Below are 12,728 nucleotides of genomic sequence, written 5' to 3'. Positions count from 1 at the left end.
CGTCAGGACCTCTAGCGGGCTGCTTTAAGAGCGCGCAGCATAGGTGCTCGGCCCAGATTGAGCAGCGTGAATGCCAAAACCCCTCCGATGCCAATAAGCGTGGCGACTGACCACCCGACTTTGGCGCGGTCATAGAAAATAAAATCCGTGATAGCCCCGACCGCTACCGGACCGACCGACAACCCAACCAGCGAAACAACGAATAGATAGATTGCCGAGACCTGGCCGCGAAATTCATTCGGCGTGATGAGCTGAAGCGCACCGACGCCTGGCCCGGTAAAGAACATCAGGAAAAAGTTCATGATGCACAAGAACGCCACCGAATACATCGGTGAGTGCGACAGAAACGCCGCGATCCCAAATGGCGTGGCGCAGGCAATCGACCAGGCGACGACATGCAGATGCGCGTTCTCTACACCGCGACGCACGAACATATCTACGAGCCGGCCGCCGACAAGCGCGCCCAACGTACCGAAAACGCCCGTGTAGGTCGCCAGTGCAATGCCGATCTGAAAAGGAGTCCATCCGAATTGCCGACCATAGAAAGCCGGTGCCCAGCTGCTAACGGAAAATGCCATCAGACCGATCGCTGAAAAGCCTCCGAAGTGGCAAATCAGGAAACTGCGGCGCTCGACCATGAATTTCAGCACTGCTCCACGTTCCGGACCCGCCTTGTCCTTTTGTGATAGCCCCATCCGGCGGGGTTCGGGGATGGTGAAAACCAGAAGTGACAACAGCAGCCCTGGCAGACCGACGATGACAAAGGCAATTTGCCATGCGTGAAAAGAGCCGAACCACCCCAGGTTGATTGCGTCGGCCGCCGCAACGAGCGTGATGATTGATCCGCCCATGAGGAAAGCAAAACTGCTGCCGATGGAGACGCCCAGCCCGTAAACAGACAGGGCCGTCGACAATTTTCCCTTGGGGAACAAATCACTTATCATCGAATAGGATGCGGGGCTGAGCGTTGCTTCACCAACACCAATGCTCATTCTCGCGACAAAAAGCGCCGCGAAGTTCTGGGCAAAACCGGACAGTGCGGTTGCAAGAGACCAGAAAGTGACGCCGATATACATGATCAACCGACGCGGATAGCGATCTATAAGTCGCCCGATCGGAATGCCGGCAAGGGCGTAAAGCAGCGAAAAGGCAAAACCCTGCAACAACCCAAACTGGAAGTCGGATATTTTCAGATCATTCTGAATTGGAATGATCATTAACGACAGTATTTTTCGGTCGGCATAGGAAAGAATGTAAAGGATAGTAAATATCGTAACAGCGCGCCACCCCACCGAGGAAGGCGGATAAACGGATGCATCTTCTGCCTTCTCGATAGTCATCTGAAATATCCTATTACTTCGCAGTTCGCGTGGTCAATGCCAGATAAATCGTATATCAAGACAAATCGGAGGCGCTGTTCGTAAGGTTTTCGCGGTCGATAATCTTCTTCAGTAAGATACGCGACCTGACCCCGCCAGAATCGACGCTGAAAGCGCGCAGCTTTCTATCGGCTAACAGCTCGATGTTCCGCTGCTGGGCTTCCAGAATCTCCACGTCTTCCATGAAGACTGCGCGTTGCTGAGCCGTCGCGGAGCGAATTTGCTCTTCGTTGGAAAGGTCCCCGATCCGGGCAGCCCCCCAGAAGTAATGGCAAGTGTTCTCGGTCTCGGGCGTAATGAAGTCGAGCACGAAGCCCCGAATGCCTCCCTGATCGTGTTTTTCCAACGTAGCGCCAAGCGCGACAGGGGTGACACCAACATCGATCACGATGCCGCTGGGCGGTATGAAGCGACATATCTGCCATCGGTCGACGAGCCCCGAAGTTCCCTCAAGCGTGTTGCCCAAAGCCGCCCGGTACATCGGAGCGGGCTCGATTGCGGGCATCCAGCGTTGGGTGATAACCTCACCGTCCACTACCGTCGTCTCGATGGGGAAATCGTGGATCTCCTTTTGACCGATGGAGCTGGCGTGCACGTAGGTCTCATGCGAAAGATCCATCAGATTATCGATCACCAGACGATAGTCGCATTTGACATGCAGGACACCGCCGTCCGCGCGCCAATCGGGGTGCTCGTTCATCCACAGGTTCGGCAAGGAGGCTTCATCGCTCAGCGCGGGGTCGCCCATCCAGACCCATACAAAACGGTATCGTTCCACCACGGGGTAAGCGCGCGCTTTGACGTTTGCGTTGATCGGATCGCCTCCTGGCATTTCACGGCACCGCCCACCGCCGTCCACAAGAAGACCATGATAGCGGCAACGGATCGCGTCGCCTTCTAGGGTGCCCAGCGAAAGCGGCACTAATCGGTGTGGGCACACGTCCTCAAGCGCGGCAACGCGGCCTTCGGTATCGCGAAACACGACCACGGGTTCACCACAGATCATGCGGGCGAGTGGCTTTTGCTCCACTTCGAAATCCCAGGCCACGACATACCATTGGTTTTTTGCAAACATATCAAGCTCCCTGACATTCATTACAACTGCGGTTGGATCTATGCAACCGTCCATGACGTCCGATCTTCAGGGGATGCGCAATTTCGTGGCTCCAGACCGAATAAGCCTTTGTCGCAATGACCTAACTGGTTGATGCGAAATATTGTTAAGGGTCGTCGCAAGCGCATCATTGAACCGTTCGTCTTTTTGACGCCGACAATGTCCGCATCGCCCGAATCTCGGCATTGACGTGTCGACAGGATTTGTTATCAAGACCCCTGATATATGTCTATACGGTCTATGCCAAGAGGTGCTGTGCAGTACCGGCTATTGGGAGGCCGCATAGGCGCGCCCTGCTCGCGCGGTTGCGAGATGCGGTGTTCCAATTTTGATGGCCGGGAGACCATGATGACCGATCAAGCTACAAATGTCGAACTCCTGCTTCGCCCAACATCGGTGGCTGTCGTCGGCATTAGTTCGGCGGGAGGGTCGATGGCGGAACGCACGCTCATGAACCTTATCAGATTTGGTTTCCCGGGTACTCTTTATGGGGTCTCGAAAAGCCGCACCGATGTCGCTGGCGTGCCCTGCGTTCCGACCATTTCCGACTTGCCTCTCGGTATCGAAACCGCTGTTCTTTCGGTCCCGCGGGAGGGAGTGGAAGCAGCCATCGCGGCGTGCGTCGATCGTGGCATAAAAGCGGCGGTCATCTATTCCGCAGGATTTGCCGAGGAGGGCGACGAGGGCAAGGCAGATCAGGAACGTATCGCGGAATTCGCGCGGCGCAACGATATTACACTCGCGGGGCCAAACTGCCTTGGGCTGATCAACTATGTCGATAACGTCCCGCTCTCATTCGGGCCGTTGAAGCCTGAGCCATTGGAAGGACGACCGGCCGTCGCCATCATATCGCAGAGTGGCGCGATGATGGCGAATGCCATGATTTCGCTCCATGCGCGTGGAGTGGCCGTCAGCTACGCCGTTTCTACCGGGAACGAGGGGAGTGTTTCCATTGTCGATTACATGGACGCCCTCGCGCGCGATCCCCATACGAAAGTGTTCTGCATCTGCGCGGAGCTTATTCGACAATCCCAACAGTTCATCGCCGCGATCCGCGCGATTTCAGACGCCGGCAAGACGATCGTCTTGCTGCATCCGGGCCGGGGGGTGGCCGCGCGTGAAGCCGCGATGTCGCACACCGGCGCGCTTGCGGGCGATTATGACGTGATGTCTGCGATATTGGCGCATGAGCCACTCCACCATGTAGAGACGATGGAGGAGTTTATTGACGTTGCTGAACTCCTGGTGCGTAACGAACCACTTTCGACCGGTGGCCTCGCTATTCTGACAGACTCAGGCGCGGCTAAGGCGCTCATGCTTGATTATTGCGAAAAGCTGGGCCTGCCCCTCACCAAATGCACGTCCGAAACGGATGCCCGCCTGCATAAGTTGCTTCCTCCCTTTGCATCGATCAGCAATCCGCTTGACGTCACGGCGATAATTCTTCGCGACGATGCCCTCCTTGGTGAAATTGCCTCCGTCATGATTGCTGATCCGGGCGTGGCTGCATCGCTGATTTCAGTGATGCCGGATCCGGTGGGCTATCCACTCTTCAAGACCGAGGGCGCTGCTGCCGCCGCAACGAAAGAGGGTAAGACATTAGCCTACGCTGTCGTGGGGGGTGAAGCGGCATTGAGTGACGGGTTCGAGGAGGCGGTCCGATCGGCGAAAGGGTCCTTCAACCGGTCTCCTGAGCGGGCGCTGCGTGCCTTATCCATATTGTTCCAACGGCGTGATCAGGCGCAGCAGGCTGGCGCGCGGGGCGTGCCGGTGGGCGGCGTGCTTACCGCCGACGACCTGGCCTACGAGGCGTCTCTCAAGGCAGCGTTAAGCCGCCTCGGCATCGTTGTGCCGGAGGGCAGTTTTGTGCGCACGGTTGAAGAGGCGCGCCAGACTGCAGAGCGGATTGGGTATCCTGTGGTCCTGAAAGTGCAATCGTCCGCCATTCAGCACAAAACCGAGGTCGGCGGCGTGAAGGTCGGCATTGCTGACTCCGATGCCCTTGCGGTGGCTTGGACGACGATGGGCGAAAGCCTTGCGGCGCGGGCTGCGGGGCTGCCGATCGACGGTTATCTGGTCGAAAAGATGGGACGCTCAGGCATCGAACTCGTTGTTGGTGCGAAGCGTGACCCCGATTGGGGGGTGACGATGATGGTGGGGCTGGGCGGCGTCTGGCTCGAAGTTATGCGCGACCGGCGATTGTTTCCTTCGGACCTTGGGCGTGCTAGCATCCGGGCTGAACTTGAGAAGCTCAAGGCGGCGCCGATGCTGCACGGAACGAGGGGCCAGCCCGGGTGTGACATCGACAGCCTGATTGATGTCGTCATGGCACTCGCTGGGCTCATGGAGGCCAACACGCAAATCCGCGAATTTGAAATCAATCCGCTGGTTCTCTACCCCGAAGGGCTTGGACACGCAGCCCTTGACGCATTGGCTATTGTCGAAGCTGACGAAGGATAAGTTCCCAACCCCCCGCTGCAAACTGCGTCCTCGATGACTCAGTCGTTCAAAGGCGCGTGCGGTATCTGGCCAGCAGGTCGTCGATGAAGTCGATGACGGCGCGGGTGCGGGGAGACTTCTGGTGCTCAGGGCGCAGGACGAGCCAGTAGCTGCGGGTGATTTCCACTTGCTCGGGCAGGATGCGGACAAGGCCCGGTTCGCTGTCGGCGGAAAAGCGGTGGAGCAAACCCAGGCCTACGCCGGATGCCACCGCCTTTTGCTGGGCGACGATCGAACTGGAGCGGAACACAGGGCGTGTCTCATCCGCCACTTCGGACAGGTAGCGCAGGCCATGCATGTCGATCATCTGGTCGATATAGCCTACAAAGGGCTGCGCAGCGACGTCCCGCGCGTCGCGAATAGGCGGGTGAGAGGCGAGATAATCAGCCGAAGCGTAAAGGCTGAGCCGATAATCGCATAATTTGCGCACCACCAGCTTGCCCCGTGGCGGTCGATCGACCGTGATGGCGATGTCGGCTTCGCGGTTAGCGAGGCTGACGGCGCGGGATTCCGGCATCAGTTCCAGTAGCAAATCGGGATAGCGGGTGCGGAAATCGGCGATGTTGGGCGCGACGATATAGGTGCCGAAGGCTTCGGGCGTAGCGAGGCGGACTTCGCCCGCGATCGCTTCGGCCCGGCCCGACAGGGCGGCGGCGGCGGCATCGAACTCGCGTTCGGCGCGCTCGGCATGGTCGAGCAGCAGCGCGCCCGCCGCGGTCATCGCGACCCCGCGCGAGGTCCGGTCGAACAGGCGCGCGCCAAGCGCCTCCTCCAGCGCGGTCAGGCGTCGGGCGACGGTGGTGTGGTTGACGCCGAGCGCCTGCCCGGCGCTGGTCAAGCGTCCGGCGCGGGAGACGGCGAGGAACAGGCGAAGATCATCCCAGTGAAGCATATGCACCCATGCACAACAGATACGCAGATATGATCATTTTTGCGCTCGACGCCATAGGCTAATGGCCGCGTCAGGCATTTATCGCGAGGGCATCATGCGCATCATCGACAATTTCATCGGCGGCCAACATCAGGCATCGGCATCCACCCGGCTGGGCGACGTGTTCGATCCCGCAACCGGCAAGGTGCAGGCGCAGGTCCGCCTGTCCGATCCCGCCGAGCTGGACGCCGCCGTCGCCAATGCACAGGCGGCGCAGCCTGCCTGGGCAGCGATGAACCCGCAGCGCCGCGCGCGGGTGATGTTCAATCTCAAGGCCCTGATCGAAACGCATATGGATGAACTGGCCGAAATGCTGTCGGCCGAACATGGCAAGGTGCATTCGGATTCCAAGGGCGATATTCAGCGCGGCCTCGATGTGGTCGAATTTGCCTGTGGCATCCCCCATCTTTTGAAAGGCGAATATACGGAAGGGGCAGGGCCGGGGATCGATGTGTATTCGATGCGTCAGCCGATCGGGATTGCGGCCGGTATTACCCCGTTCAACTTTCCGGCCATGATCCCGCTTTGGATGTTCGCACCCGCGATCGCGTGCGGCAATGCGTTCATCCTGAAGCCGTCCGAGCGCAATCCTTCCGTGCCCGTGCGGCTGGCTGAACTCGCCATGAAGGCGGGGCTGCCGGCGGGTATCCTCAACGTCGTCCATGGCGATAAGCAGGTCGTGGACGCTATCCTCGACAATCCTGCGATCCGCGCGGTCAGCTTTGTCGGATCGTCCGATATCGCCCAATATGTCTATGGACGGGGCGCATCGAACGGCAAGCGGATGCAGTGCATGGGCGGGGCCAAGAATCATGGCATCGTCATGCCCGACGCCGATCTCGATCAGGCGGTCGCCGACATTCTGGGCGCTGCCTATGGCTCGGCGGGCGAACGGTGCATGGCGTTGCCGGTGGTCGTACCGGTTGGCGAGGCGACCGCGGTGGCGCTGCGGGCAAAGCTGGAGACCGGCATCGCGGGCTTGCGTGTCGGCGTGCCGAGCGATCCTGACGCCCATTACGGCCCGGTGGTCAGTTCGGCGCACAAGGCGCGGATCGAAAACTATATCCAGCTGGCGGTCGATGAAGGGTCCGAATTGGTTGTCGACGGACGCGGTTTCGCACTCCAAGGCTATGAGGATGGCTTCTTTCTGGCGCCCACGCTGCTCGACCATGTGAAGCCGGACATGCACAGCTATAATGAAGAGATTTTCGGCCCGGTGTTGCAGATGGTGCGGGCGCAGACGTTCGAAGAAGCCCTGAGCTATCCGACGAAGCATCAATATGGCAACGGCGTGGCGATCTTCACTCGCAACGGTGATTATGCGCGGAAATTCTGCGCCAATGTCGAAGTCGGCATGGTCGGCATCAACGTGCCGATCCCGGTGCCGGTAAGCTATCACAGCTTTGGCGGATGGAAGCGGTCGGGCTTTGGCGACATGAACCAATATGGCATGGACGGCGTGCGTTTCTACACCCGGGTCAAGACGATCACGCAGCGTTGGCCCAGCGGTGGCGCGGTGATGGACCAAAGCTTTGTCATTCCGACCATGGGTTGAACACCGAATATATAAAGGGCGTTCGCGCCTTTTTGGGGTGCATATGGTCGATACCGTTGGCCGCGCGCTAATGCGCGGGGCCAACGAATGGCCGGACATAGAGACAACAAGATCAAATCAGCGCGATCTACAGCGGGCCTTCAGATAGACGATTGAGAAGTGCGATCATCGATGACCGGATGATGTTCACCTCGGTGGGGGTGATAACAGAGAGCAGCGAATCTTCGAGGCGGTCTATCTCTGCCTCTATTGTTGCAAGTGTTTCAATGCCTTGCACCGTCAGCGCGATCCGCTTCACGCGCGGATTTTTGTCCACTGCCTCACGGACTATCATGCCCTTTTTCTCGATCGCCAACACCAGCTCGTTCATGGACTGGGCACTCACGCCTGTTTTGCGGGCGAGTTCCGCAGCAGAATACTGATGCTTGCTGCGCAGATGGCTGAGGGCGATGTATTGGCCCGGCGTCATGTTGAACGCAGAAAGAGCATTCTCCATGTCCCGTTGAAGGCGGACGTTCATTTGCCAAAACAGATAGATCGTTCGCGTTCTTCGGTACATATCCATCATTCTTATCCCTGGGGCGAACCCAAAACAGGCGCCAAGTGCCGTGATAGCGCCTCGGTCGTACTCCGCAACGCCCCTTTCTCATATATCAAGGGACATGTCAGGGTGGTTGACATATAAGCACGCGCTTCTTAATGATAGAATGATCGGCAGCGTAACTGCGTCCTCGTCTGGCGACGAGTCTGGAAGATGGCCAATGCGCGGCACGTTGCACTATCGCCCGATGGGTTGGCTCCGCGTGAGAATGAAGAGGATTCATCATGGTCGCTGAAGGAATTAAGCTGGAAGGCGGATGCCTGTGCGGCACGATCCGGTACGTGTTGACCGGTCCCAGCCTGCTCGTCTGCCAGTGCTGCTGCAGGGATTGCCAGAAGGCGACCGGGACTGGCCACACGACAATTATTGGCATCCACAAGAGGCAACTTGAGGTGCAGGGAGAGACAACTTCGTTCACAAACAGCGGTGATACTGGCGGCAAGGTAACGCGGCATTTCTGCAGCACGTGCGGGGGCAGGATCTATACATCCGGTGATCTGCCCGGCGATGTGGTCATGGTGCAGGCGGGATCGCTCGACGATCCGAATGCGATCCGGCCGGAGCGTGTGATATACTTCAAGGACGCGCCGGACTGGGATCGTTTTGACGAAACCCTGCCAAAGTTCGACGCAGGACGCGAGCGAGCGCCCCTCGCTTAAAAACGCGCTTCTTGAAGGGAGATTGCACGCTATGGCCAGGGTGGTCACGCAATTTGAACGCGCCGATGCGGCGCTGATCGACGGCCTCGGCGCAGCGGGTGTCGCCACCGTTCACGAGGCGCAGGGGCGCATCGGACTGCTCGCCAGCCGGATGCGGCCGATCTACGCCGGTGTGCGGATTGCCGGGTCCGCCGTTACGATCTCCGCTCCGCCAGGCGACAATTGGATGATACATGTCGCGATCGAACAGCTTCAGGCCGGGGACATTCTTGTCCTCGCGCCATCCTCGCCGTGTGAAGATGGCTATTTCGGCGATCTGCTGGCGACCGCAGCCATGGCGCGCGGTTGCCGCGGCCTTGTCATCGACGCCGGCGTGCGAGACGTGCGGGACCTGACAAAAATGGGCTTTCCCGTCTGGTCAAGGGCGGTCTTTGCGCAGGGGACTGTCAAGGCAACGCTGGGCTCGGTCAACGTGCCGATCGTCTGCGCAGGCGCAGCGATCGATCCAGGCGACGTGATCATCGCAGACGACGATGGCGTATGCGTGGTTAAACGCGACGATGCTGCCGATGTGTTGCAGAAAGCGCAGGCGCGAGAGGCGTTTGAGGAAGCAAAGCGTCAGCGGCTCGCTGCGGGTGAACACAGCCTCGACATCTTCGACTTGCGCGGCAGGTTGGTAGAAATGGGTCTGCGTTATGAATAAACGTTTCACGCCGCGAATGTGGTGCATTGTAACGCATCAAATCTAGCAATTGCGCTCCTTCTACTTACGAAGGCGACCAAAATATCGAGGTCAACATCGCAGTATCCTGAGCGCTGGATTGTCAATTTCAGGATCGTTTGGCCAGCATAAGAGGATAATATGGCACATAACTTCAACATGCTGATTAACGGGCGGTTCGAAAGTGGTCCTGCGTCGTTCGATGTCATCAATCCCGCCACCGGCGAGGCCTTTGCAAGTTGCCCCCGGGCTGACCTGTCACTCCTCAATGAGGCAGTCGCTGCTGCCAAAATGGCTTTTCCGGCGTGGGCAGCGACGCCCATCAACGAGCGCGCGGCGCTGGTTGCAAAGCTTGCCGACGCGCTTGAAGCGCGGGTCGATGAGTTTGCCCGGATCTTGACCGCAGAGCAAGGCAAGCCGATTCATCAGGCCGCTTATGAGGTCATGGGCAGCGTCTTCACTCTTCGCGCGTTTGTCGGCATGCGGCCTGAGCAGCGAATTTTGCGCGAGGACGGCGAAAGCCGGGTCATTGAGCATCGCACGCCACTTGGCGTGGTCGCAGCTATCACGCCCTGGAATTTCCCACTCATTCTGCTGATGAACAAGCTTGGGCCTGCGCTCGTCGCTGGCAACACGATGGTGGCCAAGCCAGCGCCGACGACACCGCTGACGACACTTTTGTTCGGCGAAATCTGTCGCGAGATTCTGCCTGCTGGCGTCGTCAACATAATCTGCGATCAGAATGATCTGGGGCCTGCGCTCACCGGCCACCCGGACGTTGCGAAGGTAACGTTTACCGGGTCCACCGCGACGGGTAAGAAAGTCATGCAATCGGCGGCCGGGACGGTCAAGCGCGTGACGCTGGAGCTGGGCGGCAACGACGCGGCGATCGTACTGGACGATGTCGATCCCAAGGCAATTGCCAAACGCGTATACGAAGGCGCGATGTTGAACGCGGGCCAGATCTGCGTGGCAGTCAAGCGCGCCTATGTCCCGGCGACGATGTACGATGAATTCTGCGACGAACTCGCGACGCTGGCTAAGGCAGCGGTCGTTGACGAAGGAACCAAGCAGGGCGCGCAGATCGGTCCCGTCCAGAACCTCGCTCAATTCGAAAAGGTGAAGGAATTCCTGGCCGATGCGCGGGAGAATGGCACGATCTTGGCTGGCGGCGATCCACTCGACCGTCCGGGTTATTTTATTCCGCCAACGATCGTGCGCGATCTGCTCGACGATGCGCGGCTGGTGCGCGAGGAACAATTCGGGCCTGTCCTGCCCGTGTTGAAGTATACCAACATTGAAGACGTGATAACGCGCGCGAATGATTCAGAGTTCGGGCTGGCGGGGAGTGTATGGGGTCGCGACCTGGTGCGTGCGACGGATGTCGCCATGCGGATTGATTCCGGCACAATTTGGGTGAACCAACATCTTGCGATTGATGCGACCATTCCGTTTCGAGGCGCCAAGCAGTCGGGCTTCGGCGGCGAACTCGGCCTCGACGGGCTTCATGAGTATACGCAAGCACATATCGTCAACGTTGTGCCGCTATCCAATTAATGTAGCTTTTGAAATCTAGATTCCTGCGTGAGATTCGGCGCCGCAACGGACCCTTGCCTTGGTGTAACGCAACTATCTGAAAAGACATGGTGAAGGGGATATTGGCGGGGTCCTTATCCGCGCCTATCAGGACCCCGGCTCCGGATATTTTCTTATTGAAATACAATGGTATGGAAATAATTCGAAGGGGGTTCGCTTCGGCGCCTATCCACAGCCCCAAGGCATCGTCTTGACATCGTGCACCACGTCCACCCTGTCCTTCAGTCGCTCGAATTCAGCGTCAATGTCTTCAACCTGGAATTCCAGAAAGGCGGTGCGGTTTGCCCCTGCTTCTCCGCTTCCCTCTTTCCAAAGGGCGACGGTTTCAGATGCGCCGATTGCCAGCGTTGCGCCGGGCGTAACGATTTCGGCAAACACCGGGGCGAGCCATTCGGCCTTGAGGTCGAGAATCATCTCATAAAAAGTGACCATTTGGCTGATATCGGCAGCGATAAGGCGGACTGATGCGAGTTTCATTTCATTCCCGTTTTATAAGAGCTGTTTTCCTGTAGTCTTGATAATGGGCTTGTCGCACAACGCTGTTGCCACCGTTATGGCAGCAGGAGTCAGTGGCGATGCGTCGAGCGGACCGTTTGTTTCAGATCATCCAGATATTGCGTCGTTCACAGCAGTCGGTGACAGCCGCCGCGATCGCTGAGGAACTGGAGGTCTCGAAGCGTACGGTCTACCGCGATATCAACGACCTTGTCGGTCAGCAGGTGCCGATCGATGGTGAAGCAGGTTTCGGTTACGTGCTTGATCGAAGCTATGACATGCCACCGCTCATGCTGACCGCTGATGAAATCGAGGCGGCGGTATTGGGCGCGCAATGGGTGTCCGCCCATTCCGAGCGCCCGCTTGCCAATGCCGCGCGCGACTTGGTCGCGAAAATTGCCGCGTCGATCCCTGAAGATCTGCGGCCCTTCATTGTCGAACCAAGCGTCACCGCGAGACAGCCATTGCGAACCGAACCTTCGGACACGCTTGCCACCACTCTTCGACAATCCATTCGCGATGGGCACAAGCTGCGGCTCATCTACTGTTCTGCGGAAAAACAGACGACGGAACGAGTGGTTTGGCCGGTCACCCTGGGTTATGCAGAGACCAGCCGGCTGCTCATTGGCTGGTGCGAACTTCGCCAGGCATTTCGTCATTTTCGCAGTGACAGAATCCAGTTCGCAGAGATTGTTGATGAGCCGATCGGGCTGCGTCCAGGTGAACTTCGGCGGCGCTGGCAGCGTTGGCGCGAGGAGGAGTTGGCATCGCTCCAAGCTGAACCGTCCTTCAAGCCTTGGAATGAACTCTGAAGCTCGAGCCATTTGAGCAGGCTCGCACCAGCATCGTCCATCAGTTCAAATTGAACAGGTCTGCCTGTCCTTTACGACAGCGGCTCGGGTCCAAATTTTTGATCGGAAACGATATCGCTAATCTTGATCTTCAACAAGTCACAGCCACGCAGCTTGCTATCGATTGCGAGATCGAAAAGCGCACGATTCCGGAGCCGTGATTTTGATCTCGATCGTGAGGGTCGAGATTCTGCCGCATTGGCGGCGAAGTGAAACAAACCTGTCTCCAAACCTACGTTTCTCGATACCACCAAATCCATGACGGCATGCCATATATCCATTATCTCTCAATAATCTTGTAAAAATACGAGTTGAATCTTAATATGG

The 12,728-nt window shown here is 58.2% G+C and carries 11 protein-coding genes and 1 pseudogene; 6 read left to right on the top strand and 6 right to left on the bottom strand.

Annotated features, from left to right (window positions below; translation table 11 throughout):
* Positions 1-11: 11 nt before the first annotated feature.
* Positions 12-1,340: a spinster family MFS transporter gene (locus IWY39_RS19885; RefSeq protein ID WP_107126229.1), complete on the bottom strand. Its 1,329-nt coding sequence runs from the start codon at positions 1,338-1,340 to the stop codon at positions 12-14.
* Positions 1,341-1,395: 55 nt separating this feature from the next.
* On the bottom strand, positions 1,396-2,454 hold the full coding sequence (locus IWY39_RS19880) for an aromatic ring-hydroxylating dioxygenase subunit alpha (RefSeq protein ID WP_196871692.1): 1,059 nt from the start codon (positions 2,452-2,454) through the stop codon (positions 1,396-1,398).
* A gap of 384 nt (positions 2,455-2,838) precedes the next feature.
* Here IWY39_RS19880 and IWY39_RS19875 point away from each other — a divergent pair, with 384 nt between their 5' ends.
* A complete protein-coding gene (locus IWY39_RS19875; RefSeq protein WP_186441906.1) occupies positions 2,839-4,953 on the top strand; it encodes an acetate--CoA ligase family protein in 2,115 nt (704 codons plus the stop codon).
* A 46-nt stretch (positions 4,954-4,999) separates the two neighbouring features.
* On the opposite strand, the gene IWY39_RS19870 is transcribed toward IWY39_RS19875, so the two are convergent.
* Positions 5,000-5,884 (bottom strand): LysR family transcriptional regulator, encoded by an 885-nt coding sequence (locus tag IWY39_RS19870; protein WP_107126325.1) that lies wholly within the window; start codon positions 5,882-5,884, stop codon positions 5,000-5,002.
* A 94-nt stretch (positions 5,885-5,978) separates the two neighbouring features.
* Between IWY39_RS19870 and IWY39_RS19865 the strand changes: the two genes are divergently transcribed.
* A complete protein-coding gene (locus tag IWY39_RS19865; RefSeq protein WP_107126331.1) occupies positions 5,979-7,478 on the top strand; it encodes a CoA-acylating methylmalonate-semialdehyde dehydrogenase in 1,500 nt (499 codons plus the stop codon).
* Between the two features lie 127 nt (positions 7,479-7,605).
* Here IWY39_RS19865 and IWY39_RS19860 read toward each other — a convergent pair whose 3' ends face one another.
* A complete protein-coding gene (locus IWY39_RS19860) occupies positions 7,606-8,046 on the bottom strand; it encodes a MarR family winged helix-turn-helix transcriptional regulator (RefSeq protein WP_107126324.1) in 441 nt (146 codons plus the stop codon).
* A 257-nt stretch (positions 8,047-8,303) separates the two neighbouring features.
* On the opposite strand from IWY39_RS19860, the gene IWY39_RS19855 reads away from it, so the two are divergent.
* The 3 genes from IWY39_RS19855 (at position 8,304) to IWY39_RS19845 (ending at position 11,016) form a co-directional block, all read left to right on the top strand.
* Complete coding sequence (locus tag IWY39_RS19855; RefSeq protein WP_107126323.1) at positions 8,304-8,738, top strand: GFA family protein; 435 nt, start codon at positions 8,304-8,306, stop codon at positions 8,736-8,738.
* 31 nt (positions 8,739-8,769) lie between these two features.
* On the top strand, positions 8,770-9,441 hold the full coding sequence (locus IWY39_RS19850) for a 4-carboxy-4-hydroxy-2-oxoadipate aldolase/oxaloacetate decarboxylase (RefSeq protein WP_107126322.1): 672 nt from the start codon (positions 8,770-8,772) through the stop codon (positions 9,439-9,441).
* Positions 9,442-9,600: 159 nt separating this feature from the next.
* A complete protein-coding gene (locus IWY39_RS19845) occupies positions 9,601-11,016 on the top strand; it encodes an aldehyde dehydrogenase family protein (RefSeq protein ID WP_107126321.1) in 1,416 nt (471 codons plus the stop codon).
* 204 nt (positions 11,017-11,220) lie between these two features.
* On the opposite strand, the gene IWY39_RS19840 is transcribed toward IWY39_RS19845, so the two are convergent.
* On the bottom strand, positions 11,221-11,532 hold the full coding sequence (locus tag IWY39_RS19840; RefSeq protein ID WP_107126320.1) for a VOC family protein: 312 nt from the start codon (positions 11,530-11,532) through the stop codon (positions 11,221-11,223).
* Between the two features lie 98 nt (positions 11,533-11,630).
* Here IWY39_RS19840 and IWY39_RS19835 point away from each other — a divergent pair, with 98 nt between their 5' ends.
* Complete coding sequence (locus IWY39_RS19835; protein ID WP_107126319.1) at positions 11,631-12,362, top strand: helix-turn-helix transcriptional regulator; 732 nt, start codon at positions 11,631-11,633, stop codon at positions 12,360-12,362.
* A gap of 2 nt (positions 12,363-12,364) precedes the next feature.
* Here the strand turns inward: IWY39_RS19835 and IWY39_RS24155 are convergent.
* Positions 12,365-12,619, bottom strand: a pseudogene (locus IWY39_RS24155) (integrase); the annotation flags it as partial.
* Positions 12,620-12,728: the final 109 nt, after the last annotated feature.

Origin of the sequence: Sphingobium sp. JAI105, assembly GCF_015752145.1 — a bacterium.
Classification (GTDB): domain Bacteria; phylum Pseudomonadota; class Alphaproteobacteria; order Sphingomonadales; family Sphingomonadaceae; genus Sphingobium; species Sphingobium xenophagum.
Note: the sequence above shows the minus strand (reverse complement) of the source record. Positions and strands in the feature narration are given on the sequence as shown.

Coding starts and splice junctions, on each gene's coding strand:
- IWY39_RS19870 (WP_107126325.1), bottom strand. CDS start 5,884: ATGCTTCACTGGGATGATCTTCGCCTGTTCCTCGCCGTCTCCCGCGCC.
- IWY39_RS19860 (WP_107126324.1), bottom strand. CDS start 8,046: ATGATGGATATGTACCGAAGAACGCGAACGATCTATCTGTTTTGGCAA.
- IWY39_RS19875 (WP_186441906.1), top strand. CDS start 2,839: ATGATGACCGATCAAGCTACAAATGTCGAACTCCTGCTTCGCCCAACA.
- IWY39_RS19835 (WP_107126319.1), top strand. CDS start 11,631: ATGCGTCGAGCGGACCGTTTGTTTCAGATCATCCAGATATTGCGTCGT.
- IWY39_RS19865 (WP_107126331.1), top strand. CDS start 5,979: ATGCGCATCATCGACAATTTCATCGGCGGCCAACATCAGGCATCGGCA.
- IWY39_RS19880 (WP_196871692.1), bottom strand. CDS start 2,454: ATGTTTGCAAAAAACCAATGGTATGTCGTGGCCTGGGATTTCGAAGTG.
- IWY39_RS19845 (WP_107126321.1), top strand. CDS start 9,601: ATGGCACATAACTTCAACATGCTGATTAACGGGCGGTTCGAAAGTGGT.
- IWY39_RS19840 (WP_107126320.1), bottom strand. CDS start 11,532: ATGAAACTCGCATCAGTCCGCCTTATCGCTGCCGATATCAGCCAAATG.
- IWY39_RS19850 (WP_107126322.1), top strand. CDS start 8,770: ATGGCCAGGGTGGTCACGCAATTTGAACGCGCCGATGCGGCGCTGATC.
- IWY39_RS19855 (WP_107126323.1), top strand. CDS start 8,304: ATGGTCGCTGAAGGAATTAAGCTGGAAGGCGGATGCCTGTGCGGCACG.
- IWY39_RS19885 (WP_107126229.1), bottom strand. CDS start 1,340: ATGACTATCGAGAAGGCAGAAGATGCATCCGTTTATCCGCCTTCCTCG.